Raw genomic sequence first — 16,003 nt, 5'->3', positions numbered from 1 at the left:
CTCAAGCCGCTTAATTATCTCAATCTACATCCGCCTGTCGCAGCACACCGTGCAGAATAAAACGGGCATTTTCAAAGGCGGTGCTGCAAGTAGACAAAGTCACCACCCGATCTCCCACCTGAGGTTGTACCAGACTGGTAAACGCAGATCGCTGTTGCTGATCCTTTACCCAGGAATCAAAGTTCCCCTGTGTCAGATTCAGTTCCCAAGCGTTGGAGTCCACACTGCTGACATAGCCTGCGAAAAATTCCAGCATATAGGTGCCTTCAGGCGTCAACAGATATCCCACGGAATGTTGTTCGTAAAAGTCCTGTTCTCCATACAGCTTCAGGTCATGGAACATCGTATTGTTATTCATCCGATGGCCGTAAATGATGCTGTGGACATCAGAGAAATCCGGCGCATTGCGATAGTCCTCAAAAATAGCTCCTGCGCTATTCCACTGCTTGGTGAACAGACGGTTCAGATAATAGCTGTTGTCACTGCCCTGCACGATGGGGTAATTGACGTGGGTGCCGGGAATGTAAATCCACCCCACCACATCCGAGTTCATCTGTTGCAGGGCGGCAAAATCCACCACCGGGAACTGGGTCAGAGGATCCTGTGTGGGCTGCACAGACGGCTCCGCCCCTGCATCCGAGGGAGCGGGCGTGGGAGAGGGGATGGTGATAAACTGCTCAATATCATGATAGGCATCCTCGCCCTCTTTATATTCAGACATGATGCTCCAAATCTTCCAAGCTGATACCAGCATCACAACAACCAGGATTGCGCAGACAATGCGATATAACCATTTCATATGTGATCCCCTTTCCTGAGTCTTGGGTTTAACGGATTTATTCTACCACATTTTGAAAGAAACTTCAATGTCATTGTATGCACCTGGGTAGCTCAAGTCGTTTGCTTGATCCATAACATCATACACGGTGCAAAAGCCTTTGACCTATGATATAATAGCTTTGTACATACAATTCTTTTGAAGGGACATACAAAAGATGACCAGAATACTTTTCGTTTGCCACGGCAACATCTGCCGCAGCCCCATGGCTGAATTTGTCATGAAGCACCTGGTTTCACAAGCAAAGGAGTCAGAACAGTTCTATATTGCATCTGCCGCCACCAGCACCGAAGAAATCGGAAACCCCATCTATCCCCCTGCTGCCCGCACGCTGGCCTCCCACGGTATCCCTTTCGGCGGACATGCCGCCAGGCAGCTGCGCAGATCCGACTACCAGGATTTTGACTTGCTCATTGGCATGGATGACGCCAACATTCGCAATATGCAGCGCATATGCGGCGGGGATCCAGAAAACAAAATTCACCGTCTTCTGGACTACACCCCTCGTCCTGGACAAGTGGCCGATCCCTGGTACACCGGGGATTTCCAACAGACCTGGCACGATGTATGGGAGGGATGCACGGAACTTTTGGCGAAACTGCACCGAGATTGACCTGTATTCACCAACCTACAACACCCCATAGACAGAAAAAAACGGCTGCGGAGGAAACTCCGCAGCCGGACTTTTTCAGTATACAGGAAATTTAGCCCTCATCCTCAATGAGGCCATAACCGCCGTCATTGCGCTGGTACACCACGGAAAAAGCTCCCGTGTCATCATTCTTGAAGGCAAAGAACGTGTGGCCCAGCAGATCCATTTGCAAGATGGCCTCGTCCACCGTCATGGGCTTGATGGGGAATTTCTTGGTGCGAACCACCTCGAATTTACTCTCCTCCACCACATCGGGGACGAAAGAGGACTGTTCCTCCTGGGGGATGACTCGCGTAAAAGCATCCTGACGCAGACGCTTTTCCAGACGGGTCTTATGCTTACGCAGCTGACGCTCCATGGACGTGACGGCAGCATCCACCGATGCAAACATATCAGAGGTACTCTCCGCCACACGCAGAATCGTGGCCCCGGAGCGAATGGTCAACTCTACCTTGTTCCGATCCTTCTCAACGGAAAATACCAGATTTGCCTCGCTGTCCGTCTTGAAGTAGCGCTCCAGTTTTCCTACCTTTTTCTCTGCATAATTGTGCAAAGCCTTGGGCAGATGGACCTTCTTTTCAGTAAAGGTAAACTTCATGTGCTCAGCTCCTTTCGCCCTCCACCGGGAGGGCGTGTCATTGGGAGGTTCTCTCCTTGTAAGAGATTATAACACACTTCCCTACCAGACGCTATACCTTTATGAAAAATTCACAAATTCTTTTTCTCGTTACAGTGTTCCGCTGGAATGTCTGGTGACATGACAGCCCAGATTGACCACGCAGGGAAGCCCGGCAATGTGGGTGCCAAAGGGCTCAATGGCCACCGTAAGTGCTGTGGTTGTCCCCCCCAAGCCCTGGGGGCCGATGCCCAGGTGATTGATGCGCTCCAGCAGTCTCTGCTCCATCTCCCGATAGAACGAATCAACATTCCACTGATCCACAGGACGCAGCAAGGCGCGCTTAGCCAGGATGGCGGCCTTCTCTGATGTGCCACCCAGGCCCACACCCACTACCACAGGAGGACATGGATTGGAGCCAGCCAGAGACACCGCTTCCACAATGAAGTCCTCTACCTGCTGCTGGGTGACAGAAGGACGAAACATCTTCATCCGGGTCATATTTTCACTGCCAAACCCCTTAGGAGCCACAGTAATGGTGACGGTGTCCCCAGGCACCATCTGCAGGTGTACAATGGCCGGGGTGTTGCTCTGGGTATTGACTCGGCGCAGAGGATCTCCCACCACAGACAGGCGCAGATGACCCTGAATGTAGCCATCCGCCACTCCCTGGTTCACAGCCTGCTCCAGACTACCATCTACCAGATGGCAATCCTGTCCCCATTCTACAAACACCACTGCCATGCCGGTATCCTGACAGATGGGCAACCCCTTCTCCCGGGCAAACTCGAAATTTTCCTTCAGATCCCCCAAAACTGCCTGCCCCACCGGAGATGCCTCCTCTTTGCGTGCCTCACAGATGGCGTGGCACAAATCCTGGGGGAGCACCGTATTTGCCTCAATGCACAACTTTTTGACCAGTTCAGACAGCTGCTGACTTGTAATTTCCTTCATTTGTTACACCTCTTGTCCGTCTATAAAAACATGAGTGATACGACTGCGCCAGTCCAGCGGTGGGCCGTCCAGCACCACCAGATCTGCGTCCTTGCCCTGGGTGATGGATCCAATGCGGTGATCCACGCCGGCAATACAGGCCGCATTGATGGTAATGGCAGCCAGAGCCTCCTCCTCATCCATCCCCCAACGGGCTGCCATCGCTGCACACAGCAACAGCTGAGGTGCCGGTGTCTCCGGGTGGTCGGTGCAAATGGCCACCTGTACCCCGGCCTTCGCCAGGGCTGCCGTGTTGGCCAGAGACATCTGACGCAGTTCCCCCTTGGAGCGATCGGTCAAAATGGGGCCGGTGATCACCGACACACCTTCCCGAGCCAGATAGTCTGCCACCAGGTACCCCTCCGTGCCATGGACGATGGTATACTCAAGGCCAAACTCCTTGGCAATCCGTATTGCCGTGGCAATGTCATCCGCCCGATGGACATGAAAGTGGGCAGGAATTTGCCCGCTGACCACCCCTCGTAGTGCGTCCAAGCTGGGGTCAAAGTCCGGCATCTCCGCCTGCTCATCCGCACGGGCTGATTCCCACTTGAGATTGTACTCAGAGGCACGGGTAAGCATCTCCCGAATCACCGCCGCTGTCCCCATGCGAGTGGCTGGCCATCCACTGCGTCCCTTGGGATTCTCCCCCAGCGCAAACTTCATGGCCGCAGGGGCCCGTACCACCATCTCATCCACAATACGCCCCGCCGTTTTCATCAGCAAAGCCTGCCCCGCAATGGGATTGGTGGAACCCGGGTGCACCATCACACAGGTCACCCCTGCCTGTCTGGCCTCTTTCACATATGGATCCTGGGGATTGACGCCGTCCAGTACACGAACATAGGGCGTGCATATCTGAGACGTCTCGTTCAAATCTTCTCCGTCACAGCCGCATAGGCCCAGGTGGCAATGAATATCAATGAGGCCCGGCACAATATGTCCGCCCCTGGCATCTATGGCATCCTCCAAATCCACACCGGCAGGCATCTGACTCATGTGACCTACCTGACAGATCTTCCCCCGGTCTATCCGGATGTAGCCGCTGTCTATGATCTCACCGTCCATGGTGTGTATGACTCCGTTGAGAACGATCAACCCATTCATCCTCCCTTCGACATATTTCTTCGCTCTGATTTGCTATACTATATCTGCGGCATAACCGCAGCATGGGACTCTCCCATGCAGTCATTCCATTCTCCCGCGCGACAACTTCTAGGCTTCCCCCTTGGGGGAAGCCACTTTTTTATGCAAAAAACGGGGCGGGCTTTCGCCCGCCCCGTGAGAGCACTTCTTTAGCGGCGGCCCCGACGGCTGCTGCGCTTTTCGTTCATATGCAGCTCAGAGAGCTTGCTGTCTGAACTGGCCATAAACTGCTTGAGCTGATCCTCAAAACTTACCGGCCCCTTGGGCTGGGGCGGCGCAGCCTGAAAGCTGCTCACGCCAGGTCTGCGGCTGGGACGGCGCTCCCCACCGTTCTCTCCTCGATATCCCATGGGTCGAGGGTTGGCGCGACGCTCCGGACGGGCCGGAGGCGGAAGAGCCTGCTTCATCGACAGATTGATGCGATTGTTATCATCAATGCCGATGACCTTTACCTTCACGGTCTGCCCCTCATTGAGATGCTCATGAATGTCATTGACATACGAATAGGCAATCTCAGAAATGTGGACGAGGCCGGAACGATTTTCCGGCAGCGATACAAAAGCGCCAAATTTGGTGATCCCAGTCACCTTTCCCTCAAGAATGGATCCAACTTCAAACCCCATAGACTTTTCTATTCCCTCTCCCAATTTTTTCTGAGCAGTCACAGCTGCCCAATCTTTTTACTTGGACGTGTCCACAAAGCGGATCTCGTCCGGTTCTACCAATCCCAGCATAGCTCTGGCAATGTCAGCCAGATAGTTGGGATCACTGCTGTGCTCCATGTCGTCGGTAAGGGCGGCGTTCTCCTCTTGCTGTGCCTCTACCTGCTGGGCCAGTGCGTCTCTTTGTTCCTGAGCTGCCATCAGCTGACTTCTCATGGAAAGCAAAGCGATGACGCCAACCACCAGGAGTACCAGTACCAGCAGTTTTGTGCCAATGCCTGCGCGTTTGACTTTCACCTTGGACGGCCCCCTTTTCTACACGTGCATCAACATGATATACAACATTTATTTTATACCATTCCATCCAATTTTGAAAGTCTTTTTTTTGATTTTTCAAAACTTTTTTTATTCCCCGGGCAGTGTGCTCTGCCGGAGTAAGCAAAACACCAACTGCTCTGTATATCAGCTGGATGCTTTTCACGAAAACAGGGAGTGTAATTCGGCTCAGTGTCGTTAAATATACCACACCACCCAGCAAAAATGCCATTCCATGGTAGATCCGGATCACTCCTGTCCCCAACATCAGGGCATGAGCAAACACAGCCACCAATGTTCCCAGCCAAAACACCACATCCAAAATAAACCAGAGCCACCGCCATGTGCAACATCGACGAATGCCACGCATGGCATCATAGCATACACCCAGAACCAGACCCAGCAGGAAGCCCTGGCCCAGCACCTGAGCCTGGCCGACCACATCAACTCCCATAGATTATCTCAGCAGGCGTGAGAAAAAGCCTCCGGCTCGTTGTTCTGTCCCCTCCTCATAGGTCAGTGCGTCGATCTTTCCCTCAACTTTCAGATCGCCACCGTCTAAGGACAGTTTTTCAATGTGCAGGCCTTCCCCACTCACCACCAAAACGCCCTGGGTCGTGGATAACACAATGTTGGACTCGTCAAAGCGCTCAACATCCTCCACTCCAGACACAGTCAGGCTCCTGCGATCTTCCATCGTAACGTGATGTCTGGCCTCCGTTGCAACCTCATATCCCATGTAACCACTCTCCCTCATCTCGGATGAGTCATGTATATGGGGTTTGTCCCGGATCTATGCCTCTTTTTCTGAAAGTCTCTTGCGGAGATCGTACTTCAAAATGGTGTACACCACTGCGGTGACGGGGACGCTGACCACCAGACCCACGAATCCCAACAGGCTGCTGCCCACAGTCACAGCTGCAAGCACCCAGATACCGGGCAGGCCCAGGGAGGTGCCCACCACCCGGGGATAGATAAGATTGCCCTCCAGCTGCTGCAAAATCGCCAGGAATATCAAAAACCACAGAGCCTTGATGGGACTAATCATGGCCAGCAGCAGCGCTGCCAAAACAGCACCAATGTAGGCACCAGCCACGGGAATCAGCGCCGATACTCCGATGACAACAGAAATCAGCGGCGCATAGTCAAAGTGGAACAACACCATGCCCACAAAGCAAAGGCTGCCCAAAATACAAGCCTCTATCAGCTGTCCAGACACATATTTGGTAAAAGTATCCGCAGTCAGGCGCACGACCTCCAGCACATGTTTGGACACTTTCTCAGGCAGGTAAACCACCACCAGGCGGCGGCACTGGGCTGTGAGCTTTGGGCCGCCGGAGAGCATATACACAGAAAATACGAAAGAGATCACAGTCGTCACCACAGCAGATACCAAAGTGCTGGTGGCAGAAATCAGATGTGGTACTGTGCCGGTGAGGGTGTTCAACACCTGATTGAGGGCTTTGCCCAGGATCTCGTTGATCTTGTCAGACAGATTCAGGTTGGCCAAGGCATCCAGAGACAATCTATCCACCAGAAACTCGAAGAGATCTTGGAGGTTCCCGGCATACACGTTCATGTTGCCTATAAACCGCTGAATGCTCTTGGTTAACTCAGGCACCACCAGTGAGATGAGAATGCCAACCGCAGCGAACAAAATCACGTAGGCAGTTGTCACCGCCAGAGGCCGTGCAAACCTCTTCCATTTATTCCCCAACCCCCGGGCATAGACTCGCACAAAAAAGTTACACGGGCGGCTGAGAATAAAGGCGATGGCAAAACCGATGAAGATGGGTCGGAAAGCCAACAGCACACCGGAACCCCAGTCCAAAATCACATCGATTTTGACAATGACCACCACCAGCGCCACCGCATAGGTAATGAGTAGTATCAATTTTCGAAATAGTCCGTTGTCCAAATTCAGCACTCCTTTGCTGGCCTTACTCTCCCTCAGTTTATCATTTATACCCATCCCACGTCAACAAATACTCCTATTTAGATCTCTTTTCACTCAAAAGGAGTTGCGCACATCATCGCCTCTGGCCTGCTCCAGGTTCATCAGTTTCTTTCTGGCCGCTGAGTGGGTGAGCATGGCCGCCAAAAGCTCGTGATCCTCTGTCTCGATGGCACGGCGATAGGCAGCCAGACGCCCTTCCAGCCTGCGCACAGTCTGGGCCAGTGCCTCTCGATTCAGGCTGAACAGCTGTGTCCATAGCGGGACATCCAAGGCCGCTACACGGGTGCAGTCCCGGAAAGAACCACCTTCAAAGCCCCGACAGGAAAACAGCTCCTCATCATCACATACGGATAGAGCAATAATGTGCATGAGCTGACTGGTATATGCGATCATCTCATCATGGCGCTGAGGGGTGGTACGGATCACATCACGAAACTGACAGAACCGAGCCAGCCGTTCCACCAACTCGATGTGCTCCTGGCTCACTCCCTCCGGCGGGGTCATGATAAAGTGCGTGTTACGGAATAGCCCTGCCTCGGCATTGTCTATGCCCGAGACTTCCTTACCTGCCATGGGGTGGCAGCCGATGAAGTCCACGTTGTCCGGCAGGCAGTTAGCTCCCTCCATGATGGCCTGCTTAACGCCGCACACATCTATAATGACGCTGCCCGGTTTGAACCGGCTGCGATGCTCCTCCAAAAAGGACACAATTCCCTGGGGATCCTGGGCCAGAATCACGATATCCGCCCCTGGAAGTTCAGCAGCCGCATCGTAGGTCACTCGGTCCGCTGCTTTCCGCTCCACCGCCTTCTGATAGGTGGAAGCAGAGCGCACCACACCCACCACCTCGTAATTCTCAAACCCCTGCAGTGCCATGGCCATGGAGCCGCCGATCAAACCCAATCCCACAACTACAATGCGTTTATCTTTCATTGGTTTTCTTCCCTTCTGATGCGTCATCTTCCACGGCCGTAGCCATGGGTATCTCCTTTGTGTTGCAGTTTAGCACTTTCAAGCAGCAAAGTCAATTCATAATCTCACTTGCGTCCTGGGACCGCCTATGTTACTATACTATACAAACTTATTTTAATCAAAAGGAGCGACTTTTATGGCCTTTCAGATCACCACTTCCCAGTTTTCTCAGACAGTCCAGCACGCTCTGGACACCTTGCATCCCTCCTGTGATCCTGAAAAGCCAAATCTGAACCTGTGCCCACGTCTGATTTGTTGTGACGGGCCTTCCCTCACCCTGGAGCTGGAATACGACACCAAGGCCTGGACATCCAATCCCATGGGCATTGTCCACGGAGGTGTGCTGGCCCTGATGCTGGACAATGCCATGGGTCTGACCTGCTACTGCCTCTATGGCCACTTTACTCCCACCATTTCCATGAACCTCACCTATGCCCGGCCCGTACCCCTTAACGAGACGGTGCGGCTGCGGGTAACGGTAACCCTGGCGGGCAGCACCACAGCCCAACTCCAGGCACAGATTTTTTCTCCCACTCAGCCTCAGCGGACTATGGTCACCGCCACCGGCGTGTACTGCTCTCGCTCCAAGTGAATGTGAACAGGAAAACCCCGTCCAGGTTGGCATCAACCTGGCACGGGGTTTTCATCGTTTCTTTTCCGCACGAATGCGCTCCACGTCGTAGGTGCGCACAAAGCCGGACACATCTGCCCCAGTCTCCACACAGCGGAAGTAGATCTCACCGCAGGCCCTGCTGTCACTTCCGGCATGGTGATGATCCAGCTCCAGACCAAAGTAGTCACACAGCGTGTTGAGCTTATGGTTGGGGGATTGTGGAATCAGCCGTCGGCTCATTTGGCAGGTGCAGGCATAGGCAACCCGCTTGTGCCAGGTCAGCCCGTAGTCCCGCAAGCATTTGGCCAGCACCGACATATCAAACGGCGCATTATGGGCCACCAAAATCCCCTCTTCCAGGATGGGGCGTATGGTTTCCCACAGTTGGGGGAAGGTGGGCTCCTGGGCCACCATCTCCGGGGTGATCCCGGTCAATTCCACATTGAACGGCTCGAACTCCTCTTCAGGGTTGACCAGGGAATAAAATTCATTCACCACACGGCCATTCTCCATGACGGTGATACCGATGGCACTCATTCGGTCGTTGACGGAGTTGGGGGTCTCTACGTCAAAGGCTACAACTCTCTGGGACATCTCTCACAGGCCTCTCTTTATCTTTTCTACTGCAACTTTTGTGTCCCGTATGCCTCACAGCAGCTCTTGCCACTGTGCCTCCCGGAATCCAGTCAACACAACGTCATCTCCCACCACCAGAGGCCGCTTGACCAGCATCCCGTCGCTGGCCAGCAGCTGGTACTGCTCCTCTTCCGTCATATCAGGCAGCCGATCCTTCAGACCCAGTGCCTTGTAAGCCAGGCCCGAGGTATTGAAAAATCGCTTCAACGGCAGGCCGCTTTTTCTGTGCCATGCCTTGAGCTCTTCTGCGCTGGGGTTCTCCTCTTTGATGTTGCGGGCTACATAGTCCACCCCATGCTCATCCAGCCAGGCCTTGGCCTTCTTGCAGGTGGTGCAGGGGGGATATTGTAAAAACAATACACTCATGGTTACTCTCCTTTTTGTTGATTCTCTTTTCCCTGGTAGGGTGGGCAGAGATACCGCTGCTTGTTGCGGGTGGCCTTTCCGTACTCAATGGCCTCCACCGGGCACTTGGAAATACAGGCCATGCAGTGGGTACACGCATTCCCCCACACGGGTTTGCCCCCTTCCAGGTGGATGTTATTCAGAGGACACACATGCTCACACTTACCGCAGGAAACACAGGTGTCTTTGGCATAAAACTTCTTGGCTTTTGCATAAAACCGGTAGAACGCCCGATTCACAGGGCCGGATTTCAGACCATCCCACCTGCCCGTTTCAATGGGCGGGAAGGATGTTCCCTCCTCCATGCACTGGGCACCCTGCTCCAATGTGACAACCGCCTTTTGACGCATACGCTCCGCCTGCGCAGGGTCAGGTGGGGTAAACATCACCAGATAGTTGTCCGGCATCACCACCTGCAAAACACCACGGTACTTCATGGCCTTGCGCTGGCAAAGCTCCCGCAGCCTGGGCTCCACATCACCCACCTCACCGCCGCAGGTCATGACAAAGTACGCATCCCGGCTGCCGCTGAAATGCCCACTGAGCAAAAACTCCTCCACAACACGGGGAATCTGCCAGCAATATGTGGGCATCACAAACACCCAGGGCTTCTCAGACTGCAACTCTGCCGCCACACCGTGTCGGATATAGTAGAAGGTGTCCAGCAAGTCGTCCTTTCTGTGATCTGCCAGCCACTCTGCACAGAACTGGCTATTTCCTGTCGCCGAAAAATAAACGATCATATTCTTTCCTCCAAGGGATACTCCCTCTCTCCTTATGCACACAGTACTCGAATTTCACTCTGGTGTCAATGCACAGCAGCGAAAAAACTTCACATAATAGGGAGACCAACCGCCTGGAAATCTGTTACTTTTCAGAGGAATATTCCCCACAGGTTCAGCCTTCTGTCTGGGTGTGCGCTTTCAATATCCCGGCCACAGCCCTCAAGGTGTCATCAGGCAGCATCCCGAATTCCCCGCACAGAGCTGCTGCCGCATCTCCCGCAGCTCCATGACAGCACACCGCCCAAGCTACCAGCTCGGCGGGGCAAGAAACCCGTTCCGCTAGCTGTTTCTGCCCCAGGAAAGATGCGATCATCCCCGCCAGGATATCCCCGCTGCCTCCCTTGGCCATTCCCGGGTTGCCCGTGGTATTGCGCCATACCCGTCCCTGAGGCTCTACGGTGAGTGTTTCGCGGCCTTTGAGCACCACCACACACCCAGTGTCCCGGGCCAGCTGCCGAGCCTGCCCCACCCGGTCATGCAGCGGCAGGGCGCATCCAGCTAATCGAGCAAACTCCCCGTCATGGGGCGTCAGGACCGTCAGCTCCTTGCGCTGACGCAGCAGCTGTGTCCGCCCCTCCAAGGCGTTGAGTCCGTCGGCATCCAGCACCAGGGGCTTCTCCACCTGGGTTATCAGCTTTTCTATCAGCTGCTGGGCCCAGGGACTGCGCCCCATACCTGGGCCAGCCAAAATCACATCACAGGTTTTGGCCCGCTCCACGCAATCATCTGGATCCTCTGGCAGCGGGAAGGGCATTTCGCTGGAGCACCGGGTGGCCACAATGGGGTAGACATCTCGAGGAACACCCAGATACACCAGCCCCGCCCCGCTGCGCAGCGCCCCCTGGGCGGCAAACACCGGGGCTCCTGTGTAGCCTTCGCTGCCTGCCACAACCAAGATCTTTCCGTAGTTTCCCTTGTGGCTATCCCGCTGCCGGCGAGGCAGCTTTATCATTTCCTTGGAGACTGAGATGATCTCACCCATGATTTTCATCCTCCTTTTCCATCAGCTTCCCCACAATATAGGCGTAGTTTTCCCGCCGATGGGGAATGAGACAGCCGCTGCAATCCTTTACGCCTCCCGGAGTGTAGGTGAAATTGCCACCGCACTGTTCCCCCAGAAGATAGAGAGGGCAATAGCAAAACAGGCAGTTGAACTCCTCCGGGTGCTGGGTGGGATGACAGGGAAAGAACTCACAGCTTTTGTGGGAGAAAAATTCATAGTTGTGTCCTGCGTCCTTGTGGTTCAATGTAATCCCCCTCCCAGCTTCTCCCCCACCATGTTCATCTGCTCCTGGGTGGGCTCCCAGCCAAAACTGATCTCCACCACGCATTCCTCGTAGCACAGCAGATAGGTGCTCAGGCGGCTCTTGTCCGTCTTCCGGTATGCCTCCCGGGCCAGCCACGGGGCCGGGTCTATCTTCTGGTGGTCCTCCCAGAGCATTTCCTCCCGGCACAGGTTGTACAGCGCCGGAAACTTCACCAGGGTCACAGCATAGATCACCGTGTCCATGTCCTCTTCTGGCCCGGTTTCCTTCTCAGAAACCTGCCATCCCTGGTATTGCCCCAACATCAGAGATTCTTCTCCGTTTCGGCGAATCCAAAACTCCTGTTCTTCCACCTCACCCCGCAACTGCTCCACCGTCAGGGGTATGCCGTCGGGGTACTGGCTCCACCAGCTGTCCCCCGCATTGGCCGGAAACCACCCCAGGTGGGCAGACAGTGTCCCGACCCCGGCCAAGATAGCCACAAACAGTGCAAAGGAGGCCACCGCCGTGGCCGTTTCTGTGCGGTCTCTGGGGGCTTTCCCCTTTCTCATGGTGTCCCGCATCCAGGTCACCGCCCAAATTCCCATCAGGCTGGCCAGCCCGCATAGCAAGACCATCCCCAGAAAGCTGGCACTGTGATTCACCAGCAGGCTTCCTCCCAGCCAGAGGAGCACCGCCACCACCACAGTTCCACCCACCACACGGTGAGCTATGCTCCAGCGATGGGTGTCCGTCAGCTCTCCCCGCTGAGCCTCTCGCCTGGCTCTGTTCAGCCACAGGTAGTACCCCGCCAGCTTTGTTCCAACCATCACCCACAGCAGTCCACCTAGCAAAAGGCCATAGGTAAAGGGATAGCTGGACAGAAAGGCAATGGGGCTGCTCCACAGGTACCCCAGGTTCAGCAGAAGCAGCAGGGTCAGCCCCGCCATCCACAGCCAGCTCCCTCTCAGCACCGTTTTCTTGAAGACCCGGTGCATCCCCTCCACCTGGGTCATCGGGTCAGTCTCCATGGGAAGCGGTTCCTTCCCCCAGTTGTAATACACCTGGAAAAAGGGGGTAGTCACAGTGAGCTGCCAGCCGGTGTACGCCCCCAGCTCTGCCATGTTCTCCAGTTGCTGGCTGGGCTGGGGGTCATAGAGGTCCTGGGGCAGGTAGGTGATCCATACGTGGGCCACCCTGGGTTCTCCCCGCCGGAAGGTCCAACGCAGGCCAGAGGTGTCCTCCAACACCCACCCCTTTCGGGCCTCCCGCTCCAAAAAACCCACCACTCCGGTGCGGTCAAAAAAGGCGAAACTTTTCCAAATACGCTTGCGCTGTTTCATCCTTGCCCCTCCTCTCCCCTCAAACGCCGATAGTCCCGGACCTGAGCGCAGATACGTTTATACTCCTGATCCAACACCTGCTGTCCCTGGGCGGTGATGACATAGCTGCGCCGACGCCCCTCCACCTTGGTCTCCACAATGAACCCCGCCTCCAGAAACTGCTCCAGGAGGTTGTACAGCGTGCCTGATCCCACCCGTACCCGACCTTCTGTCATGGCGGGCACCTGATCCAAGATATCAATGCCACACCGCTCCTCTCCCAGACAGAGCAGCACATAAAACATCTGCTCCGACAGGGTGTGAAATTTTGCCCGTGCCATGTCTCTCACCTCTATTCTCGATATTCGAGTTTTCATACCTTTAGTATATTCTCGATCATCGAGATTGTCAAGTAAATTCTCTCTTGACTCCAAACCGTACTACGCATATAATACAGTTAGAAAGTGTACTATACAAGTAATACACTAGAAGGGATGTGATACACCATGGTGCGCTTTGACGACCTGCACCTCCGAGATGGGACTCCCATCTATTTGCAGATCATCCAGCACCTGAAAGCAGGGATTGCTGCCGGAACCGTACAGGATGGAGACGAGCTGCCCTCCCGGCGCACCCTCTCCGCCCTGCTGGGGGTCAACCCCAACACCATACAAAAGGCATTCCGGATGCTGGAGGATGAAGGACTCATCTCATCCCGCACAGGCAGCAAGAGCTGTGTGTGCCTCTCCCATGAGCAGTCCCAGGCCATGCAGGAACAGCTGCCTCACACCCAGACCCTGGAGTACATTGGGAAAATGCGGGCCATGGGCCTCACCCGCAGCCAGACCGTCTCCCTCATCGAGACCCTATGGAAGGAGGATGTTCCATGAAAAAAACCGTGTCCCTATTCTCTCTGGCCGCCGCCACCTCCTTTTGGCGCATTTTACTTCTTCTGGTGGCTTTGGCCGCAACTCAGCTTCTGGCAGCCTGGGCCATGCTGTTAAACCGCGTGGGCAGCTTGTCTTTGGAACAGATCCTGGATCTCCATGTCTATCGTTTTTCCCCGGCCGTGGCACTGACCCTGGCTACGGTGGCTCTCTTGGTTGGCTACGGCGGGTCTCGCAGCAGGGTCAACTACACCATGTCTCGGCTCTCCCTGTCGCCCCGCTCTGTGTTGCGCATCCATGTTGTGTACTGCACAGGGGTGTACCTGCTGTTCTGGCTGTTTCAGGTGACAGTGGTAATGGCTACCATGGTGCTTTATCACTCCATCATGGATCCCAGCGAAATCAGCCCACAGTTGGCGCTGCTCACTTGCTACCGCAGTGTCTATCTTCACCCCCTGCTTCCTCTGGCCGACTGGCCCTTCTGGGTTACCACCCCGCTGATTTGCCTGGGGCTGGGCGTGAACACCGCCATTGGCATGATGCGCAGTTGGGAGGGTAAGATTTACCTGCCTCCAGTGGTCTTCTCTCTGCTCACCGCCCTGTACGCAGCCAAACCCGGTGACTACGCCTGGGCCATCTGTCTGGTCTTTGTCCTGTGGACCGGTGTGTGCGTCAGTTATTATCAACACGTCACAGCCACAGCCCGGGAGGTGGTCACATGAAGCTGCAAGCACTGTTTCCCATGACGTTCTCCCCCCGAAAAGTGCTAAACAGGTTGGGCTTTGGCGCTCTAGCCGCCTCAGCGTGTGATCTCTACTATCTCTATCTGTACGCCCAGGCATCCGAAAATCTCTGGTACCATGGCGTAGACGGTGTGCGCTATCTCAAACCGGACGCATTCATGCCCTCCTTCTCCTCTCTGCTGGGCTTCAGCCTGTACGGCTGCATCATCGCCGTGCTGGCCATGATCCCTCTGGCTTGGCTGTTTTGGCACTCCCATTCCACAGGCTCCAAGAGCATCTACACCATGCGCCGCCTGCCCAACCGTTGGGAACTGGCTCGTCGCTGCTTCACCATTCCCATCCTGGCCGGACTCTGCTTTGTGGCTCTTGCAGCTGTCCTGCTGCTGCTGGACTTCGCCATTTATTGGTGGTGTACCCCCCGCCAGCTGCTTCCGCCATCCGCCTGGGACGCCTTTTGGAACTAAAGGAGGTTTACTGTTATGCTGGAACTGACCAACGTAAGCAAAAAATACCCGTTCTCTACCCAAGCTCTGTATCGTGTCAATCTGAGCATTGCCCCCGGAGAGATCGTGGGCCTGTTTGGTGAAAACGGCGCAGGCAAGACCACCTTGCTCAAGTGCATTCTGGGCCTGCTCCCCTGTGAGGGCTCCATCACCCTGGATGGAGCGCCCATTGACCACACCAACATTGCCCGGCTCAGCTTTGCCACCTGCGAGCACTCCTTTTTCCCAAACCTCACCCCCAAAGACCACCGGGAGTTCTACCGCTCCCACTTCCCCCACTGGAGGGATCAGCGGTTCCAAGCTCTCATGGACTTCTTCCAGCTGCCCCAGCATCGGCCTGTGCGCAGCTTTTCCACCGGACAGCAAAACCAGTTTGAAGTCATCCTGGCCCTGTGCCAGGGAGCGGAATACATTCTCATGGACGAACCCTTCGCTGGTAACGACATCTTCAACCGGGAGGATTTCTACAAGGTGCTGTTGGGGATTCTGGAGCCCACCGAGACGGTGATTCTCTCCACCCACCTGCTCACGGAAATCAACTCCTTTATCAGCCGTGCGGTGCTGCTGTGGGACGGCCAGATCGTGGGAGATGTATCTGCCATGGAGCTGGATGAACAGGGCCTCACGGCATGGGACTATGTGAAAGAAAAGTACCACTACGCCCCCGACCGGGTGAGCAGCACCTTGTCGGAGCTAACCGGAGAGGAGGATTGA

The 16,003-nt window shown here is 55.1% G+C and carries 22 protein-coding genes and 1 pseudogene; 6 read left to right on the top strand and 17 right to left on the bottom strand.

From position 1 onward, the window contains the following. Positions 1-19: 19 nt before the first annotated feature. The gene (gene srtB / locus H9X86_RS02855) at positions 20-799 is read right to left on the bottom strand and encodes a class B sortase (RefSeq protein WP_204900069.1); all 780 of its coding nucleotides are present in this window, start codon (positions 797-799) and stop codon (positions 20-22) included. A 196-nt stretch (positions 800-995) separates the two neighbouring features. On the opposite strand from srtB, the gene H9X86_RS02850 reads away from it, so the two are divergent. Then, on the top strand, positions 996-1,451 hold the full coding sequence (locus tag H9X86_RS02850) for a low molecular weight protein-tyrosine-phosphatase (RefSeq protein WP_204900068.1): 456 nt from the start codon (positions 996-998) through the stop codon (positions 1,449-1,451). Between the two features lie 91 nt (positions 1,452-1,542). Here H9X86_RS02850 and hpf read toward each other — a convergent pair whose 3' ends face one another. The 9 genes and pseudogenes from hpf to H9X86_RS02810 all read right to left on the bottom strand — a co-directional run bounded on the left by hpf (position 1,543) and on the right by H9X86_RS02810 (position 8,112). Next, positions 1,543-2,088: a ribosome hibernation-promoting factor, HPF/YfiA family gene (gene hpf / locus H9X86_RS02845; protein WP_204900067.1), complete on the bottom strand. Its 546-nt coding sequence runs from the start codon at positions 2,086-2,088 to the stop codon at positions 1,543-1,545. 129 nt (positions 2,089-2,217) lie between these two features. Beyond that, complete coding sequence (locus H9X86_RS02840) at positions 2,218-3,060, bottom strand: fumarate hydratase (protein WP_204900066.1); 843 nt, start codon at positions 3,058-3,060, stop codon at positions 2,218-2,220. A 3-nt stretch (positions 3,061-3,063) separates the two neighbouring features. Next, the gene (locus H9X86_RS02835; protein WP_204900065.1) at positions 3,064-4,206 is read right to left on the bottom strand and encodes an amidohydrolase; all 1,143 of its coding nucleotides are present in this window, start codon (positions 4,204-4,206) and stop codon (positions 3,064-3,066) included. A 188-nt stretch (positions 4,207-4,394) separates the two neighbouring features. Beyond that, the gene (locus H9X86_RS02830; protein WP_510186719.1) at positions 4,395-4,892 is read right to left on the bottom strand and encodes a S1 RNA-binding domain-containing protein; all 498 of its coding nucleotides are present in this window, start codon (positions 4,890-4,892) and stop codon (positions 4,395-4,397) included. A 33-nt stretch (positions 4,893-4,925) separates the two neighbouring features. Then, positions 4,926-5,204, bottom strand: coding sequence for an FtsB family cell division protein (locus H9X86_RS02825; protein ID WP_204900063.1), 279 nt, complete (start codon positions 5,202-5,204; stop codon positions 4,926-4,928). Between the two features lie 211 nt (positions 5,205-5,415). Beyond that, positions 5,416-5,676 (bottom strand): annotated as a pseudogene (yabQ, locus tag H9X86_RS12980) (spore cortex biosynthesis protein YabQ); the annotation flags it as partial. 3 nt (positions 5,677-5,679) lie between these two features. Continuing rightward, positions 5,680-5,961, bottom strand: a complete 282-nt coding sequence (yabP, locus tag H9X86_RS02820; RefSeq protein ID WP_204900062.1) for a sporulation protein YabP — start codon at positions 5,959-5,961, stop codon at positions 5,680-5,682. A 54-nt stretch (positions 5,962-6,015) separates the two neighbouring features. Continuing rightward, positions 6,016-7,149: an AI-2E family transporter gene (locus H9X86_RS02815; protein WP_346011418.1), complete on the bottom strand. Its 1,134-nt coding sequence runs from the start codon at positions 7,147-7,149 to the stop codon at positions 6,016-6,018. Between the two features lie 84 nt (positions 7,150-7,233). Then, on the bottom strand, positions 7,234-8,112 hold the full coding sequence (locus H9X86_RS02810; protein WP_204900060.1) for a prephenate dehydrogenase: 879 nt from the start codon (positions 8,110-8,112) through the stop codon (positions 7,234-7,236). Positions 8,113-8,287: 175 nt separating this feature from the next. Between H9X86_RS02810 and H9X86_RS02805 the strand changes: the two genes are divergently transcribed. Further along, entirely contained in the window at positions 8,288-8,743 is a 456-nt protein-coding gene (locus H9X86_RS02805; RefSeq protein WP_204900059.1) for a PaaI family thioesterase, read from the top strand. Positions 8,744-8,794: 51 nt separating this feature from the next. On the opposite strand, the gene H9X86_RS02800 is transcribed toward H9X86_RS02805, so the two are convergent. From H9X86_RS02800 to H9X86_RS02770, 7 genes are all read right to left on the bottom strand, one after another. Then, the gene (locus H9X86_RS02800) at positions 8,795-9,358 is read right to left on the bottom strand and encodes a 3'-5' exonuclease (RefSeq protein ID WP_204900058.1); all 564 of its coding nucleotides are present in this window, start codon (positions 9,356-9,358) and stop codon (positions 8,795-8,797) included. 54 nt (positions 9,359-9,412) lie between these two features. Further along, complete coding sequence (locus H9X86_RS02795) at positions 9,413-9,766, bottom strand: arsenate reductase family protein (protein ID WP_204900057.1); 354 nt, start codon at positions 9,764-9,766, stop codon at positions 9,413-9,415. A gap of 2 nt (positions 9,767-9,768) precedes the next feature. Then, the gene (locus H9X86_RS02790) at positions 9,769-10,548 is read right to left on the bottom strand and encodes an EFR1 family ferrodoxin (protein ID WP_204900056.1); all 780 of its coding nucleotides are present in this window, start codon (positions 10,546-10,548) and stop codon (positions 9,769-9,771) included. Between the two features lie 154 nt (positions 10,549-10,702). Beyond that, a complete protein-coding gene (locus tag H9X86_RS02785) occupies positions 10,703-11,572 on the bottom strand; it encodes an NAD(P)H-hydrate dehydratase (protein WP_204900055.1) in 870 nt (289 codons plus the stop codon). Beyond that, positions 11,565-11,837, bottom strand: a complete 273-nt coding sequence (locus tag H9X86_RS02780) for a cysteine-rich small domain-containing protein (RefSeq protein WP_243416802.1) — start codon at positions 11,835-11,837, stop codon at positions 11,565-11,567. Before H9X86_RS02780 ends, H9X86_RS02785 begins: the two co-directional genes overlap by 8 nt. After that, a complete protein-coding gene (locus H9X86_RS02775) occupies positions 11,834-13,177 on the bottom strand; it encodes a DUF2812 domain-containing protein (RefSeq protein ID WP_204900053.1) in 1,344 nt (447 codons plus the stop codon). The genes H9X86_RS02780 and H9X86_RS02775 overlap by 4 nt, the downstream gene beginning before the upstream one ends. Beyond that, positions 13,174-13,497, bottom strand: coding sequence for a PadR family transcriptional regulator (locus H9X86_RS02770; protein WP_204900052.1), 324 nt, complete (start codon positions 13,495-13,497; stop codon positions 13,174-13,176). Before H9X86_RS02770 ends, H9X86_RS02775 begins: the two co-directional genes overlap by 4 nt. A 165-nt stretch (positions 13,498-13,662) precedes the next feature. Here H9X86_RS02770 and H9X86_RS02765 point away from each other — a divergent pair, with 165 nt between their 5' ends. From H9X86_RS02765 to H9X86_RS02750, 4 genes are read left to right on the top strand one after another with little or no spacing between them, the layout of a single operon-like run. Next, positions 13,663-14,046 carry a GntR family transcriptional regulator gene (locus H9X86_RS02765; RefSeq protein WP_204900051.1) on the top strand — a complete coding sequence of 128 codons (384 nt, stop codon included), beginning with the start codon at positions 13,663-13,665 and terminating at the stop codon, positions 14,044-14,046. Then, on the top strand, positions 14,043-14,765 hold the full coding sequence (locus H9X86_RS02760) for a hypothetical protein (protein WP_204900050.1): 723 nt from the start codon (positions 14,043-14,045) through the stop codon (positions 14,763-14,765). Before H9X86_RS02765 ends, H9X86_RS02760 begins: the two co-directional genes overlap by 4 nt. Next, positions 14,762-15,250, top strand: coding sequence for a hypothetical protein (locus H9X86_RS02755; protein WP_204900049.1), 489 nt, complete (start codon positions 14,762-14,764; stop codon positions 15,248-15,250). The genes H9X86_RS02760 and H9X86_RS02755 overlap by 4 nt, the downstream gene beginning before the upstream one ends. A gap of 15 nt (positions 15,251-15,265) precedes the next feature. Then, on the top strand, positions 15,266-16,003 hold the full coding sequence (locus H9X86_RS02750; protein ID WP_204900048.1) for an ATP-binding cassette domain-containing protein: 738 nt from the start codon (positions 15,266-15,268) through the stop codon (positions 16,001-16,003).

This window comes from Pseudoflavonifractor capillosus (genome assembly GCF_016902575.1).
Lineage (GTDB): Bacteria > Bacillota > Clostridia > Oscillospirales > Oscillospiraceae > Enterenecus > Enterenecus capillosus_A.
This window is presented reverse-complemented; position numbering and strand designations above follow the sequence as displayed.

Coding starts and splice junctions, on each gene's coding strand:
- srtB (WP_204900069.1), bottom strand. CDS start 799: ATGAAATGGTTATATCGCATTGTCTGCGCAATCCTGGTTGTTGTGATG.
- H9X86_RS02850 (WP_204900068.1), top strand. CDS start 996: ATGACCAGAATACTTTTCGTTTGCCACGGCAACATCTGCCGCAGCCCC.
- hpf (WP_204900067.1), bottom strand. CDS start 2,088: ATGAAGTTTACCTTTACTGAAAAGAAGGTCCATCTGCCCAAGGCTTTG.
- H9X86_RS02840 (WP_204900066.1), bottom strand. CDS start 3,060: ATGAAGGAAATTACAAGTCAGCAGCTGTCTGAACTGGTCAAAAAGTTG.
- H9X86_RS02835 (WP_204900065.1), bottom strand. CDS start 4,206: ATGAATGGGTTGATCGTTCTCAACGGAGTCATACACACCATGGACGGT.
- yabP (WP_204900062.1), bottom strand. CDS start 5,961: ATGGGATATGAGGTTGCAACGGAGGCCAGACATCACGTTACGATGGAA.
- H9X86_RS02810 (WP_204900060.1), bottom strand. CDS start 8,112: ATGAAAGATAAACGCATTGTAGTTGTGGGATTGGGTTTGATCGGCGGC.
- H9X86_RS02805 (WP_204900059.1), top strand. CDS start 8,288: ATGGCCTTTCAGATCACCACTTCCCAGTTTTCTCAGACAGTCCAGCAC.
- H9X86_RS02800 (WP_204900058.1), bottom strand. CDS start 9,358: ATGTCCCAGAGAGTTGTAGCCTTTGACGTAGAGACCCCCAACTCCGTC.
- H9X86_RS02795 (WP_204900057.1), bottom strand. CDS start 9,766: ATGAGTGTATTGTTTTTACAATATCCCCCCTGCACCACCTGCAAGAAG.
- H9X86_RS02790 (WP_204900056.1), bottom strand. CDS start 10,548: ATGATCGTTTATTTTTCGGCGACAGGAAATAGCCAGTTCTGTGCAGAG.
- H9X86_RS02785 (WP_204900055.1), bottom strand. CDS start 11,572: ATGGGTGAGATCATCTCAGTCTCCAAGGAAATGATAAAGCTGCCTCGC.
- H9X86_RS02775 (WP_204900053.1), bottom strand. CDS start 13,177: ATGAAACAGCGCAAGCGTATTTGGAAAAGTTTCGCCTTTTTTGACCGC.
- H9X86_RS02770 (WP_204900052.1), bottom strand. CDS start 13,497: ATGGCACGGGCAAAATTTCACACCCTGTCGGAGCAGATGTTTTATGTG.
- H9X86_RS02765 (WP_204900051.1), top strand. CDS start 13,663: ATGGTGCGCTTTGACGACCTGCACCTCCGAGATGGGACTCCCATCTAT.
- H9X86_RS02760 (WP_204900050.1), top strand. CDS start 14,043: ATGAAAAAAACCGTGTCCCTATTCTCTCTGGCCGCCGCCACCTCCTTT.
- H9X86_RS02755 (WP_204900049.1), top strand. CDS start 14,762: ATGAAGCTGCAAGCACTGTTTCCCATGACGTTCTCCCCCCGAAAAGTG.
- H9X86_RS02750 (WP_204900048.1), top strand. CDS start 15,266: ATGCTGGAACTGACCAACGTAAGCAAAAAATACCCGTTCTCTACCCAA.